Raw genomic sequence first — 19513 nt, forward strand, 5'->3', positions numbered from 1 at the left:
CTCCGTGCAGCGCCTGCAGGCGCTACGGATCACTTCTCGAACTTCTTCATCCACGCCGACAGCTGGTGCGGACGCAGGCCGTCGTAGTCTTCGAACGGCTGGTGGATCCACGGGTTGTGCGGCAGGTCTTCCAGGTGGTAGTCCGGCTTGAAGCTGGACGTGCCCTTCACCCACAGCACCGCCGAGCGCACTTCGGAGACGTCCGGGTAGTTCGACTGCAGGTGCTCGCGCACTTTCTGCAGCGTCACGCCGGAGTCGGCCAGGTCGTCGACCAGCAGGATGCGGCCGGCCAGCGGGCCCTTGGTCATCGTCATGTACTTGGCGATGTCCAGGTTGCCCTGCTTGGTGCCCGACTCTTCGCGGTAGGAACTGGTCGACAGGATCGCCAGCGGCACGTCGAAGATGCGCGAGATGACGTCGCCGGGACGCACGCCGCCGCGCGCCAGGCACAGCACCATGTCGAACTTCCAGTTCGATTCATAGACTTGCAGGGCAAGGCGCTCGACCATGCGGTTGTATTCGTCCCACGAAACCCAGAGGTCCTTGTCGGTCGATGCAGGGGTATTCATTTCAGGCGTTTCCTAAGTTCTTATGGTTGTATCAGGCTGCGAACGGATGGCGCAGCACGATGGTCTCTTCGCGGTCCGGACCGGTCGACACCATGTCGATCGGCACGCCCACCAGCTCTTCGATGCGCTTGATGTAGGCTCTAGCGTTGGCCGGCAGCGCTTCCATCGACTTGGCGCCGACGGTCGATTCCGTCCAGCCCGGCATCTCTTCGTAGACCGGCACGCACAGGGCGGCCTCTTCGGCGCCGACCGGGAAGATGTCGACGTCGCGGCCATCGATCTTGTAGCCGGTGCACAGCTTGAGCGATTCGATACCGTCGAGCACGTCGAGCTTGGTCAGGCACATGCCCGACACGCCGTTGATCTGGACCGAGCGGCGCAGCAGCGCGGCGTCGAACCAGCCGCAGCGGCGGGCGCGGCCGGTCACGGTGCCGAATTCATGGCCCACGCGCGACAGGTGCTCGCCGACGCCTGCATCGGTCGGCAGTTCGGCCGGAAACGGGCCCGAACCGACGCGGGTGGTGTAGGCCTTGGTGATACCCATGATGTAGTGCAGCATGCCCGGGCCGACGCCGGCGCCGGCGGCGGCATTGCCCGCCACGCAGTTCGACGAGGTGACGAAGGGATAGGTGCCGTGGTCGACGTCGAGCAGGGAACCCTGCGCGCCTTCGAACAGCAGGTTGCCGCCCGCCTTGTGCGCCGCGTACAGTGCGGACGAGACGTCGCCGACCATCGGGCGCAGGCGCGGCACCAGGGCCATCGCGTCGTCGAAGGTCTGCTGGAAGTCCACTGCTTCGGCGCCCAGGTAGTTGGTCAGCACGAAGTTGTGGTAATCGAGGTTTTCGCGCAGCTTCTCGGCGAAACGCTCTTCGTTGAGCATGTCGGCGATGCGAATCGCCCGGCGTGCGACCTTGTCTTCGTAGGCCGGGCCGATGCCCTTGCCGGTGGTGCCGATCTTGTTCTCGCCGCGCTTGGCTTCGCGCGCCTTGTCGATGGCGACGTGGTAAGGCAGGATGACCGGGCAGGCTTCCGAGATCTTCAGGCGCGACACCACTTCGACGCCGGCCGCGGCCAGCTTGTCGATTTCGCGCAGCACGTCCGGCACCGACACCACCACGCCGTTGCCGATGTAGCAGGCCACGCCTTCGCGCATGATGCCCGACGGGATCAGCTGCAGCGCGGTCTTCTGGCCCTTGATCACGAGCGTGTGGCCCGCGTTATGGCCGCCCTGGAAGCGGACGACGCCGGCCGCATGGTCGGTCAGCCAATCGACGATCTTACCCTTGCCCTCATCGCCCCACTGGGTGCCGATGACAACGACGTTCTTTGCCACGTTAGTATTTGACATCACTTAACCTAAGTTTTTGAGAATCCAATTTCCGTTTTCGAGGACGAGCACGCGGTCGCACTCGAACTCGTCCTGAACATTGTCGTGGCCCGGCATGGACTGGATCACGACTTCGCCTGCCTTGCGCAGGTCAGCGATTTTTTCGCGCAGCTCCGGGGCATTGCCCCAGGGCGCGCGGATCGAATGCTTGCGCTCGGCCGTCGGCAGCAGCCGCGCCAGTTCGCGCAGGTCGAGCGAGAAGCCGGTGGCGGGACGCGCCCGCCCGAAGGCTTCGCCGACATGGTCGTAACGCCCGCCGCGCGCCACCGCGTTGGGCAGGCCCGGCACGAACAGCGCGAACATGGCGCCGCTTTCGTACTGGTAGCCGCGCAGGTCGGCCAGGTCGATCGCCACTTCCGCGCGGCCGATGGCGCTGGCGGCCAGCGCCGCCAGTTCGGCCAGCGCGCGGGTGATGCCCGGCAGCGGCGGCAGTGCTTCCTTGGCGCGCGCCAGCACGTCGACGTCGCCGTACAGGTGCGGCAGCGCCAGCAGCGCCTGGCGGGTGCCCGGCAGGTAGTGTTGGGTCAGTTCATCCAGGCCTGGCGCATCCTTGGCGCGCAGCAGGCAGGTGAGCTGGGCTTCGTCGCGGCGCGCCTGCGGATCGTCGGCAAGCAGGGCGCGCAGGATGCCCACGTGGCACAGGTCCAGGCGCACGTTGTCGAAACCGGCCAGCGCCAGCGAACCGAGCGCCAGCTCCTGGATCTCGGCGTCGGCTTCCAGGCCGGCATGGCCGTAGATCTCGCAACCGATCTGGATCGGCTCGCGCGTTGAGTGCAGGCTGGAAGGACGGGTGTGCAGCACGCTGCCGGCATAGCACAGGCGGGTGACGGATTCGCGGTTGAGCAGGTGGGCGTCGATGCGGGCGACCTGCGTGGTCATGTCGGCGCGCAGGCCGAGCAGGCGGCCGGAGATCTGGTCGACCACCTTGAAGGTGCGCAGTTCGGTGTCCTGCCCTGCCCCGGCCAGCAGCGACTCGACATATTCGAGCAGCGGCGGCATTACCAGCTCGTAACCGTACAGGCGGAAGGTGTCGAGCATCTTGCGGCGCAGATCCTCGATCTTGCGCGCTTCGGACGGCAAGACATCAGCGATATTCTCGGGCAAAAGCCAGTTCGGCATGGGCGACAGCTAACGGGTTGTGTTTTAAGAGCAAGGACTAGCACGCAGGCGTGCTGACGCCCGGTGCGAGCGCCGAATCGGCAATTTTACCCGAAAATGGGCTGGTGTAGGCGGGGGATGTTGGTTTGACAGGTATGCGTGTTGGCTGAATGCCAATCAGCAACGGTCGTCTATACAGATGAGCCAGGGGCTGCCAGCCATCATCTCAAAGGGTATGAGCTGCAAAACGGTAGGGTGGGCAAGTGCCTTGCCCACGCGTTCAATGAACCGTATCGCGCCACGCAGCAGGCGGGAATACGCGGTTCCAACGCGTGGGCAGCGAAGCTGCCCACCCTGCGAGCCGACGGCTCATTCGCCGTTCAGCCAGGAGACGCCGTTTACTTGCTACCCGGCTGCTTGAAGTACTTGAAGAACTCCGAATTCGGATCCACCACCATCACGTCGCTGCGGCTCTTGAACGTGGCGCGGTAGGCTTCGAGCGAGCGATAGAACTTCGCGAACTCCGGGTTCTTGCCGAACGACTCGGCATAGATCACCGAGGCCTTGGCGTCGCCCTCGCCCTTGATCTTCTCGGCCTCGCGGAAGGCTTCGGCAATGATCACGGTGCGCTGGCGGTCGGCGTCGGCGCGGATCTGCTCGGATTCGGCGGCGCCGGTCGAACGCAGTTCGTTGGCCACGCGGGTGCGCTCGGCCTTCATGCGCTCGTAGACCGAGTTGTTGATCTGCTCGATGTAGTCGACGCGCTTGAGGCGCACGTCCACCACGCCGACGCCGATCTCCTTCGCTTCGGCCACGACCTTCTCTTTCACCGCTTCCATCACGCGGCCACGCTCGCCGGAAATCACTTCGCGCACGGTGCGCTTGGTGATCTCGTCGTTCAGGGCCGCCTTGATGATCTGCGACAGGCGGTCGCGGGCACGGCTTTCGTCGCCGCCGAAGCTGACGAAATACAGGCGCGGATCGGTGATGCGCCACTTCATGAAGGCGTCCACCAGGATGTTCTTCTTCTCGGCCGTGATGAAGCGGTCGGCGTCGGGCGTGTCGAGCGTGAGGATGCGCTTGTCCAGGTAGATCACGTTCTGGAACGGCGGCGGCAGCTTGAAGTGCAGGCCCGGTTCGGTGATCACGCTGCGCACCTGGCCCAGGGCGAAGACGATGGCAAAGCGGCGCTGGTCGACCACGAAGATGGTCGAGGATAGCAGCATCAGGGCAATGAAGCCCGCCACAAATAGCGTTACGAGGCGGTTCATTAACGGCTCTCCCGGTCACGTGAGGAATCGCGGGCGCGGTCGTCGCGGGAACGTACCGAGTCCAGGGCTTGCATGACGTCCGTCGGCGGCGCCGACTGCGGCAACTGCACCGGTCCGGACTTGCTGCCCACGCCTTCACTGCCGGCGTTTTGCGAAATGAGTTTATCCAGCGGCAGGTAGATCATCGGGTTGCCCGCGCGCGAATCGACCATCACCTTGCTGGTGTTGGAGAAGATCTGCTGCATGGTGTCGATGTACATGCGGTCGCGGGTCACGGCCGGGGCCTTGCCGTAGGCCGCCACCACCTGGTCGAAGCGCGAAGCGTTACCGGTCGCGTTTTCCACCACCATCGAGCGGTAGGCTTCCGCGTCCTGCATCAGGCGGAAGGCCTGGCCGCGCGCCTGCGGGATGACCTGGTTGGCATAGGCTTCGCCTTCGTTCTTGGCGCGGGCGCGGTCCTGGCCGGCCTTGACGGCGTCGTCGAAGGAGCTCTGCACCTGCTCGGGCGGCTGCACCGCCTGCATGGTCACGTTGGTGATCAATGCTCCCAGCTTGTAGCGGTCGACGATGGTCTGCATCATCTGGTGCACGTCGACCGCGACCTTCTCGCGGCCTTCGTACAGGACGAAGTCCATCTTGTTCTTGCCGACCACTTCGCGGATCGCGGTCTCGGCGACCTGGCGCACGGTCTCGTCGTTCTCGCGGTTGTTGTACAGCCACTGGACCGGGTCCTTCAGCGTGTACTGGACGGCGAACTGGATGTCGATGATGTTCTCGTCGTCGGTCAGCATCAACGCCTCTTGCGGCTGCTTGTTGCGGACGTTCGCGCGATAGCCGATCTCGGCGGTACGGATCTGCGAGACGTTCACGGTCTCGTGGGCCTGGATCGGGTAAGGCCAGCGCCAGTTGAAGCCGGCGCCGGTGGTATGGCTGAGCTTGCCGAAAGTGGTGACCACGCCGGTCTGGCCCTCCTGCACGATGAAGGCGCCGCTGGCCAGCCAGATCAGGCCGACGATGACCGCCACCACGCCGGCGGTGACGCTGGCGCCGCGCATGTCGCCGCGGCCGGCCGGACCGCCGCCGCCATCGCCGCTGCCGTTGCCATTGCCGCGCGAACCGAACAGGCGGTTCAGGCGCGCATTGAAGTCGCGCCACAGTTGATCGAGGTCCGGCGGGCCTTCACCCGGCCGGCGGCCCTCCTGGGCCTTGTGGTCACCGTCGGGCTTGCGGCCCCAACGTGGATCGTTCAGCGACAATTTGATGCCGCAACGCTTGAGTAAAGAAACGAGCATAGGCTAGTGTGGCCCGACATGGTTGGTGGTTGTCATATTATCGGCAGAACCCTCGAGAGAACCATCCACCGAAGGTTCCTCGTCGTCGAAGCCGTCCTGCGCTTCGTCGTCGGGGTCGAACTGCGCTTCTTGTGCATGCTTGCCGCCGGGCGCCGCCTTGGCCGACTCGACGATCGCGTCGCGCAGCAGGTCCAGGCCGGCGCCGCTGTGGGCGCTGATGAAAACGCGGCTGATCTTATCATACTCATCACGCTCGACCCCAGGCTCGAGCCCGGCCGCATCGATCTTGTTCCAGACCAGGATTTGCGGGATGTGGTCGGCGCCGATCTCGCGCAAGACCTCGTTGACCTGCTCGATCTGTTCCATGCGCACCGGCGAATTGCCGTCGACCACATGCAGCAGCAGGTCGGCGTGGATGGTTTCCTCGAGCGTGGCGCGGAAGGCCGCGACCAGCTGGTGCGGCAGCTCGCGCACGAAACCGACGGTATCGGAAATGACGACACTGCCGGCTTCCTCGCCCAGGTACAGGCGGCGGCTGGTGGTGTCCAGGGTGGCGAACAGCTGGTTCGCAACATACACGCCGGCCTTGGTCAGCGTATTGAACAGGGTCGACTTGCCGGCGTTGGTATAGCCGACCAGCGACACCGAGAAGGTCTGGTTGCGTCCGCGCGCGCGGCGCTGGGTCTCGTGCTGCTTGCGCAGCTTCGTCAAACGGGTACGCAGCTGCTTGACGCGTTCGCCGATCAGGCGGCGGTCGGTCTCGAGCTGGGTTTCACCCGGACCACGCAGGCCGATACCGCCCTTTTGCCGTTCCAGGTGGGTCCAGCCGCGGATCAGGCGCGTGGCCAGATGCTGCAACTGGGCCAGTTCGACCTGGAGTTTACCTTCGTGGCTCTTGGCGCGCTGGGCGAAGATGTCGAGGATCAGGCTGGTGCGGTCGACCACGCCGACTTCCAGCCGGCGCTCGAGGTTGCGCTGCTGGGCAGGCGACAATGCGTGGTTGAAAATGACCAGCTCGATGCCGTCGACCTTGCAGGCCATCTTGATTTCGTCGGCCTTGCCGCTGCCGACGAAGTGGGCGGCATCGGGAGCGCTGCGCTTGGCCGTGATCGTGGTGATCGGGTCGGCGCCAGCCGAACGCGCGAGGAGCGACAGTTCTTCGAGGCTGGCGTTGAAGTCGCCAGCGCCGAAGTCGACGCCGACCAGCGCTGCGCGCATGCTGGGAATGCCGGGGGCTTCAGCCATCGGCCTTACTCGGCTTCTGGGTCGAGGTTGAGGTTGACGGCGCGGGCCGGGACGACGGTGGAAATGGCGTGCTTGTAGACCATCTGGGTCACGGTGTTACGAAGCAGGACGACGTACTGGTCGAAAGACTCGATATGGCCCTGGAGCTTGATGCCGTTGACGAGGTAGATGGAGACGGGGACATGCTCCTTGCGCAATGCGTTCAGGAATGGGTCTTGTAACAGTTGCCCTTTGTTGCTCATAACAGCTCCGTAATGTTGTTGTAGTTAAAAGTTTGAGGCGATTTGCCGGTTTTCAAGTGCCTGGGCCCGATTCTGCTCTCGCGAATGGTGGCCCTAAGCTTACTGTAACCTGTTTTGCCACTTTTTGTCGTACTGCTACGGCTATTTCTGTTCCCGGGCGAATGGGTTCTTGCCGGTCTTGAGCTCGATGCGCACCGGGGTGCCGACCAGGTTGAATGTGTCGCGGAAATGGCGTTCCAGGTAGCGCTTGTAGGGCTCGCTGACGGCCTCGAGCGCGTTGCCGTGGATGACGATGATCGGCGGGTTCTGGCCGCCCTGGTGGGCGTAGCGCATCTTCGGACGGGTGGAACCCTTGCGCTTGGGCTCCTGCTTTTCGATGGCTTCCTGCAGCGCGCGCGTGAGGCGCGGGGTCGACAGGTTGGCGGTCGCGGCGGCGTAGGCGGAATCCACCGACTTCATCAGCTGCGAAATGCCCGTGCCCTTCAATGCCGAAATAAAGTGGGTCTTGGCAAACGAGAGGAAGTCGAGCTTGCGGTCGAGGTCGATCTTGACTTCGTCGCGGTTGTCCGACTGCAGGCCGTCCCACTTGTTGACGGCCACCACCAGCGCCCTGCCCGACTCCAGGATGAAGCCGGCAATGTGCGCGTCTTGCTCCGAGATATCTTGCTGGGCGTCGAGCAGCAGCACGACCACGTTGGCGTCCGAGATCGACTGCATGGTCTTGACCACCGAGAATTTCTCGATGGCTTCGAACACCTTGCCGCGGCGGCGGATGCCGGCGGTGTCGATCAGGGTGTATTGCTTGCCTTCGCGCTCGAACGGCACTTCGATCGAGTCGCGGGTGGTGCCCGGCATGTCGAAGGCGATCACGCGCTGCTCGCCGACCAGGGTGTTGATCAGGGTGGACTTGCCGACGTTCGGGCGGCCGACGATGGCGATCTTGACGCCATGGTCGACGTGCTCGCCCTGCTGCTCGGCATCCGGGCGGCTGGCGAAGGCGAAGTCGAGCGCCTCGTTGACGAGGTCGGTCACGCCGTCGCCGTGAGCGGCGGAAATGACATACGGGTCGCCCATGCCGAGCTCGTAGAAGTCGGCGGTGACGGAGGTGTACTTCATGCCCTCGGATTTATTCACCACAAGCATGACCTTGCGGCCCGTCTTGCGCAGGTAATCCGTGATGGTCTTGTCGTGCGGGGTCATGCCCTGGCGGCCGTCGACGATGAAGACGACGACGTCGGCTTCGGCCACGGCCTGGCGCGTCTGCAGCGCCATTTCGAACATGATGCCTTCTTTTGCGACCGGCTCGAAGCCGCCCGTGTCGATGACCAGGAAGGGACGTTCACCGATCCGGCCTTCGCCATAGTGGCGGTCGCGGGTCAGGCCGGGGAGATCGGCCACCAGCGCGTCCCGCGAACGCGTCAGGCGGTTGAACAGGGTCGACTTCCCGACATTCGGGCGACCTACGAGTGCGATTACCGGCTTCATGTAGTTATTCTATTCGACCGCGATAGCGGTCACAGTTCCATTTTGTGTTTGAAAAATCAGGTGCGATCCGGCCACCACGGGGGTGCCCACCATCGGGCTGCCGTCGGTTGCGGCGCGCGCCAGGAACGAGCCATCCTCGCGCGACAGGAAGTGCACGATGCCCTGGTAGTCGCCGACCGCGACCGCGCGGCCGTAGGAGAGCGGCGTGGACAGGCGGCGGAAGGCCAGCTTGTCGTTCTTCCAGCTTGATGCCCCGGCATCCCGGCTGAAGGCGTGCAATGCGCCCTTGTCGTCGGCGGCGAAGACGAAGCGCTGGTCCACCGCCACGCCGGCTTCCGACGACAGGTCGCGGGTCCAGCGCGCCGAACCGGTGGTCAGGTCGAAGCAGCCGACCCGGCCCTGGTAGGACACGGCGCAGACGTCGTTCTCGAACAGCACCGGGGCGCCGCCGATATCGGTCACGCGCTCGAGTTCGGTGGTGCCGCGCGCCACGCCCACTTCGACGTCCCAGCGCGGTGCGCCGGTCGCCAGGATGAACGAGGACAATTTACCGCCCGGCTGGGCGATGATGACGTCGTTGCCTGCCACCACCATGCCCGGCGCGTTGCGCAGGGTCAGCGGCGGCGACACGCGCTGCACGGTCCATTTCTTTTCGCCGGTCCTGGCGTCGAAGCCGACGATCCGGTTGTCCAGGCTGCGTGCGACGACCACGCCCTGCCCCACCACCGGCGCCGACAGCAGCTCGCTCGACAGCTGCGACTTCCACAGCGGCTTGCCATCCATGTCGAAGGCCAGCAGCACGCCCTTGGTGCCGCCGACCACGATCAGGTTGCCGTCGGTGCCCACGCCGGCCGAGAGCTCGGTGCCGGCCTTGGTGCGCCAGATCTGGCGGCCGCTGGCCGCTTCCACGCGCGCGATGTCGCCATTGCCGCCGGCCACGACCACGGTATTGCCGGCCAGTGCAGGCGAGAACTGGTAGCTGCCGGCCTTGCCGATGTCGAGCTTCCATGCGGTGCGCACGGCCATCGTGCCCTTGAGCTCGACGAGCGCCGCCGGCTGGTCGGCCTTGCTTTTCGATGCGAACGGATTGAGTGCGCTGAGTTTATTGATCGCGCTGCTAGGGCTCATGCTCGAGCAGCCGGCCATCAGGGCCAGTACGCCAACACCGACAAGTTTGCTGCTAATACGCATATTCTTTTACCTTGTTTTCGGACTGTAGAGGACGCAAAGCCCGCGCTGTCCTGGAGGCTAGCGCGGGCCTGTGAATCTGGGGCGAATTACGCGGCAGCTGCGGCTGCGTTCGCGTCTTTCGTGTCTTTCGCGTCGGCCGGCGCCGTGCCGCCGATCGCTTCGAGCTTGACCGTCACCAGCTGGCGGCCCGGGTTTTCCTTCGGCATCGCGGCCAGCGCGGCGATATAGGCCTGGCGCGCTTCAGCCAGCTTGTTCTGCGCCACCAGCACGTCGCCCTTGCGGTCGGCGATAGCGGCCGTGAATTGCGGCGGGAACGATTCGTTCAGCAGTTTCAAGGCAGCATCGTAGGACTTCTCGTCCAGCAGTACGCCGGCCAGGCGCAGCTTGGCGATCGACTTGTACTCGTCGTTGCCGTGCTCGGCCACCCATTGCAGCTGGGTGCGCGCGGCCTTCAGGTCGTTCGCCTCGAAAGCGGTCTTGGCCGCGCCCAGCGCAGCCATCTGCGCATAGGCCGTGCCTTCGTATTTCTTCTGCATGTCGGCGGCGATGCGCTGGGCCTTGGCATTGTCGCTTGCGGTGACCGCGGTCTGCAGCTCGTCGTACAGGGCCGAGGCTTCGACGGCCTGGGTGCGCTTGTGCGAATTCCAGAAGTTAAACGCGGCGAAGGAACCGAGTGCGGCAATCAGCACCCAGGTGATGATATTGCCGAAACGCGACCAGAAGGCCTTGAAAGTCGCTATCTGTTCCTGTTCTTCGAGATCGTATGCCATTGTCTGCTCTAGCTCTTAATTGTTACTCGGTTGTGATGGAAGGTATTCTCGGTCGGCGCCTTGCCGGCGCCTGGGTTCACGGCCGGTGGTGATGCCCGTGCTCGTTGCAGTTCTCGTCGACGCAGTCGTGTTCGCCACCGCCGCCGACGATCTGGTCGACCACGTAGTCGACCACTTCCAGGAAGGCCACGCTCGCTTGCTGCTGCTCGCCACTGTCGTTGCCAAACCCGCCGCGCAGCGCCTTGACGGCCGCTTTTTCGCTCGCCATCTCGTCGTCGCCGATGATCACGGCAAAGGCCGCGCCGCTGCCGTCGGCCTTCTTCATCTGGCTCTTGAAGCTGCCCGCGCCCGCCGGTGTCGCGCAATGTAACACAACATCCAGGCCGGCATCGCGGAGGCGCTCGGCCAGGATGAAGGCCTGCTCCTGCGCCGGCTCGCCCTGGTGGACCATGTAGACGTCGCACTGGCTCGGCGCTTGCGTCTCGCCCAGGCCCTTCATCAGCTCGATGATGCGCTCGATGCCCATCGCAAAGCCCACCGCCGGGGTGGTCTTGCCGCCGAACTGCTCGATCAGCGGGTCGTAGCGGCCACCGGCGCAGATCGTGCCCTGCGCGCCCAGCTCGTCGGTGACCCATTCGAACACGGTGCGGTTGTAGTAGTCCAGGCCGCGCACCAGGCGCGGGTTGATGGTGTACTGCACCGCGTTGCGGTCGAGGATCTTCTTCAGGCCGTTGAGGTGGGCCAGCGACTCCTGGCCCAGGTAGTCCAGCAGCTTGGGCGCGCCGTTGACCATCTCCTGCATGGCCGGGTTCTTCGTGTCCAGGATGCGCAGCGGGTTGCTGTGCAGGCGGCGCTTGGCTTCGGCGTCCAGGATCGTTTCGTTCTGCTCGAAGTACGCGATCAGGTCGGCGCGGTGGCGCTGGCGCTCGTCGGCATTGCCGATCGAGTTCAGTTCCAGGCGCACGTTCTGCAGGCCCAGGTCGTCCCACAGGCGGCGGCACAGCATGATCAGTTCCGCGTCGATGTCCGGGCCCGAGAAACCGACGGCCTCGGCGCCGAACTGGAAGAACTGGCGGTAGCGGCCGCGCTGCGGACGCTCGTGACGGAACATCGGGCCCTTGTACCACAGGCGCTTGGGGCCGTCGTAGACCAGGTTATGTTCGAGCACCGCGCGCACGACGCTGGCCGTGCCCTCCGGGCGCAGGGTCAACTGGTCGCCGTTCATCGAATCGGTAAAGGAATACATCTCCTTCTCGACGATGTCGGTGACGGCGCCGATGGCGCGCGCAAACAGCGAGGTGTCCTCGACGATCGGGGTGACGATCTTCTGGTAGCCGTAGCTCTTCAGGATCGTCTCGGCGGTGTTCTCGAACAGCTCCCACATCGGGGCATCCTGCGGAAGGATGTCGTTCATGCCTTTGACGGCAAGGATTTTTTCTGGTTTGGACATGGTCTGCTTTTATTCTGTGATGGCCTGGCGGCTGTAGTGCTTGTCGACGTAGTTCGTCACGATGGTCTTGAACTCGTCCACGATGCGCTCGCCGCGCAGGGTGGCGAATTTCTGGCCATCGACGAAGACCGGCGCGGCCGGCGATTCGCCGGTACCCGGCAGGCTGATGCCGATGTTGGCGTGCTTCGATTCGCCCGGGCCGTTGACGATGCAGCCCATCACGGCCACGTTCATCGCTTCCACGCCTGGATGGGTCTTCTTCCATTCCGGCATCGAGTCGCGCAGGAAGGTCTGGATGTTGTCGGCCAGTTCCTGGAACACGGTCGAGGTGGTGCGCCCGCAGCCCGGGCAGGCGATCACCATCGGGGTGAACTTGCGCAGGCCCATGGTCTGCAGGATTTCCTGGCCGACCACGACTTCCTTCGTGCGGTCGCCGCCCGGCTCGGGCGTGAGCGAAATGCGGATGGTGTCGCCGATGCCCTCTTGCAGCAGCACCGACAGGGCCGCGGTCGAGGCGACGATGCCCTTGCTGCCCATGCCGGCCTCGGTCAGGCCCAGGTGCAGCGGGTAGTCGCAGCGGCGCGCCAGTTCGCGGTAGACCGCAATCAGGTCCTGCACGCCCGAGACCTTGCACGACAGGATGATCTTGTCGCGCGCCAGGCCCACTTCTTCGGCGCGCATGGCGTTTTCGATGGCGGACGTGATCAAGGCTTCGTACATCACGGCCTGCGCGGTCCATGGCGTGGCGCGCGCGGCGTTTTCGTCCATGATGCGCGCCAGCAGGGACTGGTCCAGGCTGCCCCAGTTCACGCCGATGCGCACCGGCTTGTTGTAGCGGGCGGCGATCTCGATCATCTGGGCGAACTGGGTGTCGCGCTTGGCGCCCTGCCCCACGTTGCCCGGGTTGATGCGGTATTTCGACAGCGCCTGCGCGCATTCGGGATAGTCGCGCAGCAGCAGGTGGCCGTTGTAGTGGAAGTCGCCCACCAGCGGCGTGTCGATTTCCATGCGGTCGAGCTGCTCGCGGATGGCCGGCACGGCGGCGGCGGCCGCCGGCGTGTCCACCGTGATGCGCACGATTTCGGAACCGGCGCGCGCCAGCTCCTTCACCTGGATCGCGGTGCCGATCGCATCGGCGGTATCGGTATTGGTCATCGACTGCACCACCACCGGCGCGTCGCCGCCGACCCAGACGGTGCGCTGGCCGTGCGAGACGGCGACCTTGCGGCGCACCAGGCGCGCTTGCGGGCCCGAAGGAATCGGCTCGCCCAGGCAGGGTGCATTCAACATCATGTTCTGTTCCATGCTCGGGCTTTAGTTCAGGGCGACGCGGGAGACGGTCTTGCCCGGCACCTGGGGCAGCGCGACGGCCGCGCCGCGCCAGGTGGCCGACACAGCCGACGGATTACCGACCACCAGCTTGACCGGCTCGGCCACGTCGATGGTTTCGGTCGAGCCGGCCTTGACCAGGCGCGAGATCAGCGGCTTGCCGCCCTTGGCCGGACGCACCTCGATCCAGGCGTCTTCGCGCACGTTGAAGACCAGCGCGTTGGCGCCGGCCGCTGCGGCCGGCGTTGCGGCGACCGGGGTCGCAGGCGCAGCGCCAGGCGGCGTGACGGCCGGGGCAGGACCAGGGGCGGTGGCCGGCGTCGCCTCCGGCGTGGCCGCCGGTGCTGCAGGCGTGGTCGCGGGTGCGGTACCCGGCGCGGTAGCCGGAGCGGTGTTTTCCAAACCCGGCGCCGGCACCGAGATGAGCGGCACCGACGGGTTCAAGAGCGGATCCGGGCCGCTTGGCGCTGCCGCGCCCGGGGCCGCGACGACCGGGGTCTCGAGCACGGCGCCGGTGTCGGCTTCCTGGCGGCTGCCCGGGATCAGGCCGAAATGCCAGAGCGCGGCGCCGGCGGCGAGCACGGCGATGGCGCCGGCGATCAGGCCGACCGGCGCGCGCGAGCGCTTGCCGCCGATCGGGAAGCGGCTTTGCGAGAACGCGGCCGGACGCTGCTCGCGGCGCGGGATCGAGGCGCTGGCGCCGGCTTGCGCTTCCGGCGGCATGTTCATTTCGATCCTGGCCACCAGCGGGGCGGCGTCGATCTTCAGCAGCTTGGCATAGGCGCGCACGAAGCCGCGCGTCACGGCCGGGCTCGGCAGCGATGCGTAATCGCCCGCTTCCAGCGCCATGACCTGGCGCGGCGCCAGCTTCAGCTGGTCGGCCACCTGCTCGATGCTCCAGCCCATCGCTTCGCGCTGGGACTGCAGTGTCTTGCCAGGGAGTCCGGCGTCGTTGCCCGGGGTCGCGGGCTGGTCTGCATGCTCGTTCATTGTCCTCGTCTCACTCTGCTAGTGTCACTCATCAAACGCGCCGCGCTCGAAGGCCAGGTACTCGGGCGAACCCGGGAAGCGCCGCCGCAACTGCGCGGCCAGGCTGGCCTCGCGGCTGCGGTCGCCCAGCTTGCGCTGTACGCGCATCGCAAGCCAGAGCGCATCGGCCGACAGCGTGTCGAGCTTGGACGTCTCGACCAGGCGGTTAATGAAAAAACCGGCGCGGGTGTAATCGCGCCGCTCGTAATAAATCCGCGCCAGGCCCGCATTCGTGGCCTGCAGGTCGGGGTTGTAGCGCAGGGCCTCGAGCAGGTAGCGCTCGGCGGCTTCGCCGTTCTTGTTGCGGATGCTGCACATGCCGGCATTGACCAGCGCGCTCACCGGCGTCTGGTAGGCGCGGTTGCGCAGCGCGGCATCGAAATACGGCATGGCCTGGGCCGGCTTGCCGAGCGAATTGCACAGGAAGGAGCCGTAGTTGTTGGACAGCTCCGGGTTGCCCGGCTCGAGGCGCAGCGCCTGCTGGTAATTCTCGTCGGCCAGCGGCAGCTGGCCCATGGCGGTGTAGATCAGGGCGCGCAGGCCGTAGGCTTGGGCATTGCCCGGCTCGGCGGCGATCGCCTGCTTGACTTCGTCGAGCGCGATTTCGTACTTGCCGTCCTGGTAGTAGCCGACGGCCAGCTGCACGCGGATCGAGGCGCGCTTTTCCGCCGCGGTCTGGTCGGACGCGGTTTTCAGCTCCCCGCTGCCCGTGCTGGCGCACGCGGCCAGCAGGCAGGAGACGAGGAGGATGGCAACGCGGCCGAGGCGCAGCATCAGGAAGGGATCTCCACGATGCGCCCGAAGTCGGCGCCGAACTTCTTCTGGTACTCGGCCATCTTTTCCATGCGCTCGGCCACGCGGGTGCGGTCCTGCACTTCGCCGGCCAGCTGGCCGCAGGCGGCGTCGATGTCGTCGCCGCGCGTCTTGCGCACCGTGGTGACGATGCCGGCATCCATCAGGATCTGGGCAAACGCCTTGATGCGCGGGTTCTTCGAGCGGAACAGGCCGGACTCCGGGAAGGGGTTGAACGGTATCAGGTTGAACTTGCAGTTCAGGCCCACCACCGGATCGGTGACCAGGGCGATCAGCTCGCGCGCATGCTCGTCGCTATCGTTGTAGTTGTCGAGCATGCAGTATTCGAAGGTGATGAAATCGCGCGGAGCAAATTCCAAGTAGCGCTTGCACGCGGCCATCAGCTCGCGCAGCGGGTATTTCTTGTTCAGCGGCACCAACACGTCGCGCAGGGCGTCGTTGGACGCGTGCAGCGACACGGCCAGCGCCACCGGCACGTCTTGCGCCAGCTTGTCGATGTTCGGCACCACGCCCGACGTCGACAGGGTCACGCGGCGGCGCGACAGGCCGTAGGCGTTATCGTCCAGCATCATCTTGAGCGCGGTGGCGGTCGGCTCATAGTTCAGCAGCGGCTCGCCCATGCCCATCATCACCACGTTGGTAATCTGGCGCTCGCCCTTCGGGCCGGGCTCGATGCCCTTGGTCTTGCGCAGCTCGAACTCGGCCATCCACAGCTGCCCGATGATCTCGGCCACCGTCAGGTTGCGGTTGAAGCCCTGCTTGCCCGTCGAGCAGAAGCGGCAGTTGACGGCGCAGCCGGCCTGCGTCGAGATGCACAGCGTGCCGCGGTTTTCTTCCGGGATGAACACGGTTTCCACGGCATTGCCATTGCCCACGTCGATCACCCACTTGCGGGTACCGTCGGTGGACGTGTGGTCGCTGATGGCCTTCGGCGCCGCGACGGTGGCGCGGGTCTTGAGTTTTTCGCGCAGCGACTTGGCCAGGTCGGTCATGTCGTCGAAGTTGGCGGCGCCGAACTGGTGGATCCAGCGCTGCAGCTGCTTGGCGCGGAACGGCTTCTCACCCAGCTCGCCGCAATAAGCGACGAGTTGCGCGGGATCGAAGTCCAGCAGGTTGGTGAGAGTCGTCATGATTGTCCTGTATTACTAAAAAGTGTTGCGGTAGTGCTAAAACAGCACCGCTCGCCAGGCCCTTGGCATCGGGCGAGCGGTCCTTGAAACCGTGAAGCGATTACTTCAGTTCTGGGAAGAAGTAAGCGATTTCAACTTGTGCGGCTTCGACAGCGTCCGAACCGTGCACGGCGTTGGCATCGATCGAATCGGCGAAATCGGCGCGGATGGTGCCTTTTTCTGCTTTCTTCGGATCGGTCGCGCCCATCAGGTCGCGGTGCTTCAGGACGGCGTTCTCGCCTTCCAGGGCCTGGACCATGACTGGACCCGAGACCATGAAGTCGACCAGGTCCTTGAAGAAGCCGCGCTCCTTGTGGGCAGCGTAGAAGCCTTCAGCCTGCTCGCGCGACAGCTGGGTCATGCGGGCAGCAACAATCTTCAGGCCAGCCTGTTCGAAGCGGGTGTAGATTTGGCCGATGACGTTTTTTGCAACTGCATCAGGTTTGATGATCGACAGGGTGCGTTCGATTGCCATGTAAAACTCCAGTAAAAAGAAAGGTTAAAATTGAGAAATTCTTGAGAACGCCGCGAACAAAACTGGGGCTCAATCAACCTTCAATTTTACCATACATCCCTCGACTAGCCGATATTGCGCCATTGGCAAGCAAAGTGGTAGAGTCATGGGGTAAAACCGTCCTGTTTTCATGTCCGCTTAAGTTTCACCTTGTATGTTGGCAGTGACGCTCATCCACTCACCGGAGGCACCATGTTCCCTAACTCACAACCACGTAGCACGATCGACCTGACCAAGGCTGGGCGCGGAGTCACCCGCAACAATGTCCTGCGCAACACCTACTGGCTGCTGGCCCTGTCGATGATCCCGACCGTCCTCGGCGCCTTCATCGGCGTGTCGATGGAACTGCCGATGCTCAGCGGCGGTTTCGGCCTGATCCTGTTCCTGGCCATCGCGTTCGGCTTCATGTTCGCGATCGAAAAGACCAAGCATTCGGCGCTGGGCGTGGCCTTCCTGCTCGGCTTCACCTTCTTCATGGGCCTGATGCTCACGCCGCTGCTGCGCCACACGCTGGGCTATTCCAATGGCGGCACCCTGATCATGACCGCATTCGGCGGCACCGCCTGCGTGTTCGCGGTGATGGCCAGCATCGCCACCACCACCAAGCGCGATTTCTCGGGCATGGGCAGCTGGCTGATGGCCGGCGTGATCGTGCTGTTCCTGGCCGTCATCGCCAACGTCTTCCTGCAGATGTCGATCCTGTCGATCGTGATCTCGGTGCTGGCCATCGGCATCTTCTCGGCCTTCATCCTGTTCGACGTGCAGCGCATCATCAACGGCGGCGAGACCAACTACATCTCGGCCACGCTGGCGATCTACCTGGACGTGTACAACATCTTCACCAGCCTGCTTCACCTGCTGGGCATTGCCGGCGGCGACCGCGACTAAGCGGTTTCAGCTGCAATGAAAAAGCCGACCAAAGGGTCGGCTTTTTTTTCGGCTTACGGGAGCAACTAGCTTCGCAACTTCGGGGTCAGGTCTGACATTCGGACACGAGCCCAGCAGCACGTCAGTTGAGCCCGTGTCTGAATGTCAGACCTGACCCCGGGTTTGCAGTCCGGCGGGCGCCAATGCCATCTATCAAATCGACACGCCCGCATCCGCCGGCACCACCGGCGCAACCGGCTTTGCTCCCAGCTCGAACACCGCGATCGATTCCACGTGCGAGGTATGCGGGAACATATTGCACACCCCTGCCTTCTTGAGCACATACCCTGCCCCGTGCACCAGGATGCCGGCGTCGCGCGCCAGGGTCGAGGGGCTGCAGGAGACGTAGACGATGCGTTGCGGCATCAGGTCCTCGTGGGTGGTGCGCAGCGCGGCCAGGGCTTCGGCCAGGGCCATGGCGCCGTCGCGCGGCGGGTCGACCAGCATGCGGTCGAAACGGCCGAGCGCGACCAGGTCGTCCTTGGTCACCTCGAACAGGTTGCGGGTCGAGAACGAGGTCTTGTGCGCCATGCCGTTGGCCTGCGCATTGTCCAGCGCGCGCGTGGTGAGCGCCGTGCTGCCCTCGATGCCCACGACTTCGCGCGCCCGGGTCGCCAGCGGCAGGGTGAAGTTGCCCAGGCCGCAGAACAGGTCGGCCACGCGGTCGGTCGGCTGCACGTCCAGCAGGCGCAGCGCTTTCGACACCAGCACGCGGTTGATCTGGTGGTTCACCTGGGTGAAATCGGTCGGCTTGAAGGGCATGCGGATGCCGAATTCGGGCAGCGTGTAGTACAGCTCCTTGGCTGCCGGGTAGAACGGGTAGGCGGTGTCCGGGCCCTTGGGCTGCAGCCACCACTCGATTTCCCACTTGTCGGCAAAGGCTTTCACCAGCACTTCGTCGGCGGCGGTAAGCGGCGCCATGATGCGCATGACCAGCACCGTGCTCTCCTCGCCGATGGCCACTTCGATCTGCGGCACGTCGCGGAACAGCGACATGCTGCCCACCAGCTCGCGCAGCGGCACCAGTAGGCGTGCGACGTGGTCCGGCAGGATCTCGCAGGTGACGATGTCGGCCACCAGGGCCGAATTGCGCTCGTGGAAGCCGACCAGCACGCCGCCCTTCTTCGGCACGTGGCGCAGCGACAGACGCGCGCGGTAGCGGTAGTCCCAGGTCGGGCCGTACATCGGGCGCATGATCATCTCGGACTTTACTTTGCCGATATGCCAGAGGTTGTCCTCCAGCACGCGCTGCTTCATCGCGACCTGGGCCGACGGCTCCAGGTGCTGCATCGAGCAGCCGCCGCAGACGCCAAAGTGGATGCACTTGGGCTCGACCCGCATCGACGAGGCGCGCTGCAGCGTGAGCATGCGGCCCGCTTCCCAGTTCTTCTTCTTTTTCAGCGTCTCATAGCTGACGCGCTCGCCCGGCAGCGCGCCTTCGACAAACACCACCTTGCCCGGCGAGCCGTCTTCGTTCTCGAGGTGGCCGACGCCGCGCGCGTCCGCATCCAGGGATTTGATGTCGATAAAAATTTCTTGCATGGCGAGAGAAAAAGAATGGGCGGCAGGACGGCCAGCGGGCAGGTGCCTGCGTGGGGGACGTTAGAAACAAAAAATGGGCTGAAGCGGCCCGGCGGGCATGATAGCAAGGAAACGGGGTGGGCGCTACAGCCCGGGGCGATCTGCGGCGGTTGCGGTCGTGGTGCGATGCGTGAACTTGGGTCCCGGCCTG

Annotated in this window: 18 protein-coding genes; 1 reads left to right on the top strand and 17 read right to left on the bottom strand. The window is 64.8% G+C overall.

All coding sequences use genetic code 11. The features are described from left to right. Positions 1-29: 29 nt before the first annotated feature. The 16 genes from AC3XQU_RS06205 to ndk form a co-directional block, all read right to left on the bottom strand. Positions 30-569, bottom strand: coding sequence for a phosphoribosyltransferase (locus AC3XQU_RS06205; protein WP_171081460.1), 540 nt, complete (start codon positions 567-569; stop codon positions 30-32). A 31-nt stretch (positions 570-600) separates the two neighbouring features. Then, a complete protein-coding gene (locus tag AC3XQU_RS06210; protein ID WP_489873273.1) occupies positions 601-1917 on the bottom strand; it encodes an adenylosuccinate synthase in 1317 nt (438 codons plus the stop codon). Between the two features lie 3 nt (positions 1918-1920). Beyond that, a complete protein-coding gene (locus AC3XQU_RS06215; protein WP_489873274.1) occupies positions 1921-3075 on the bottom strand; it encodes an ATP phosphoribosyltransferase regulatory subunit in 1155 nt (384 codons plus the stop codon). Between the two features lie 377 nt (positions 3076-3452). Next, on the bottom strand, positions 3453-4325 hold the full coding sequence (hflC, locus tag AC3XQU_RS06220; RefSeq protein WP_489873275.1) for a protease modulator HflC: 873 nt from the start codon (positions 4323-4325) through the stop codon (positions 3453-3455). Continuing rightward, the gene (hflK, locus tag AC3XQU_RS06225) at positions 4325-5617 is read right to left on the bottom strand and encodes an FtsH protease activity modulator HflK (RefSeq protein ID WP_489873276.1); all 1293 of its coding nucleotides are present in this window, start codon (positions 5615-5617) and stop codon (positions 4325-4327) included. Before hflK ends, hflC begins: the two co-directional genes overlap by 1 nt. A gap of 3 nt (positions 5618-5620) precedes the next feature. After that, on the bottom strand, positions 5621-6835 hold the full coding sequence (hflX, locus tag AC3XQU_RS06230) for a GTPase HflX (RefSeq protein WP_489873590.1): 1215 nt from the start codon (positions 6833-6835) through the stop codon (positions 5621-5623). A gap of 32 nt (positions 6836-6867) precedes the next feature. Then, positions 6868-7104, bottom strand: coding sequence for an RNA chaperone Hfq (gene hfq / locus AC3XQU_RS06235; protein ID WP_106756584.1), 237 nt, complete (start codon positions 7102-7104; stop codon positions 6868-6870). A 141-nt stretch (positions 7105-7245) separates the two neighbouring features. Continuing rightward, positions 7246-8589 (bottom strand): ribosome biogenesis GTPase Der, encoded by a 1344-nt coding sequence (der, locus tag AC3XQU_RS06240; protein ID WP_489873277.1) that lies wholly within the window; start codon positions 8587-8589, stop codon positions 7246-7248. A 9-nt stretch (positions 8590-8598) separates the two neighbouring features. Then, positions 8599-9780 carry an outer membrane protein assembly factor BamB gene (gene bamB / locus AC3XQU_RS06245; protein WP_489873278.1) on the bottom strand — a complete coding sequence of 394 codons (1182 nt, stop codon included), beginning with the start codon at positions 9778-9780 and terminating at the stop codon, positions 8599-8601. 86 nt (positions 9781-9866) lie between these two features. Then, positions 9867-10550, bottom strand: a complete 684-nt coding sequence (locus AC3XQU_RS06250) for a YfgM family protein (protein WP_489873279.1) — start codon at positions 10548-10550, stop codon at positions 9867-9869. Positions 10551-10626: 76 nt separating this feature from the next. Then, positions 10627-12000: a histidine--tRNA ligase gene (hisS, locus tag AC3XQU_RS06255; RefSeq protein ID WP_489873280.1), complete on the bottom strand. Its 1374-nt coding sequence runs from the start codon at positions 11998-12000 to the stop codon at positions 10627-10629. A gap of 9 nt (positions 12001-12009) precedes the next feature. Then, positions 12010-13293: a flavodoxin-dependent (E)-4-hydroxy-3-methylbut-2-enyl-diphosphate synthase gene (gene ispG / locus AC3XQU_RS06260; RefSeq protein WP_489873281.1), complete on the bottom strand. Its 1284-nt coding sequence runs from the start codon at positions 13291-13293 to the stop codon at positions 12010-12012. Positions 13294-13314: 21 nt separating this feature from the next. Next, complete coding sequence (locus AC3XQU_RS06265; protein WP_489873282.1) at positions 13315-14319, bottom strand: helix-turn-helix domain-containing protein; 1005 nt, start codon at positions 14317-14319, stop codon at positions 13315-13317. Between the two features lie 24 nt (positions 14320-14343). Beyond that, positions 14344-15132 (bottom strand): type IV pilus biogenesis/stability protein PilW, encoded by a 789-nt coding sequence (pilW, locus tag AC3XQU_RS06270; protein WP_489873283.1) that lies wholly within the window; start codon positions 15130-15132, stop codon positions 14344-14346. Next, positions 15132-16301 carry a dual-specificity RNA methyltransferase RlmN gene (gene rlmN / locus AC3XQU_RS06275; RefSeq protein WP_489873284.1) on the bottom strand — a complete coding sequence of 390 codons (1170 nt, stop codon included), beginning with the start codon at positions 16299-16301 and terminating at the stop codon, positions 15132-15134. Before rlmN ends, pilW begins: the two co-directional genes overlap by 1 nt. Before the next feature lie 100 nt (positions 16302-16401). Beyond that, positions 16402-16815, bottom strand: a complete 414-nt coding sequence (gene ndk, locus AC3XQU_RS06280) for a nucleoside-diphosphate kinase (protein ID WP_489873285.1) — start codon at positions 16813-16815, stop codon at positions 16402-16404. A gap of 231 nt (positions 16816-17046) precedes the next feature. Between ndk and AC3XQU_RS06285 the strand changes: the two genes are divergently transcribed. Beyond that, complete coding sequence (locus tag AC3XQU_RS06285) at positions 17047-17742, top strand: Bax inhibitor-1/YccA family protein (protein ID WP_489873286.1); 696 nt, start codon at positions 17047-17049, stop codon at positions 17740-17742. Positions 17743-17934: 192 nt separating this feature from the next. Here the strand turns inward: AC3XQU_RS06285 and rlmD are convergent, their stop codons facing one another. Next, a complete protein-coding gene (gene rlmD / locus AC3XQU_RS06290) occupies positions 17935-19323 on the bottom strand; it encodes a 23S rRNA (uracil(1939)-C(5))-methyltransferase RlmD (protein WP_489873287.1) in 1389 nt (462 codons plus the stop codon). Positions 19324-19513 lie beyond the last annotated feature (190 nt).

It is taken from the genome of Telluria sp. AZSoR62 (genome assembly GCF_058111565.1).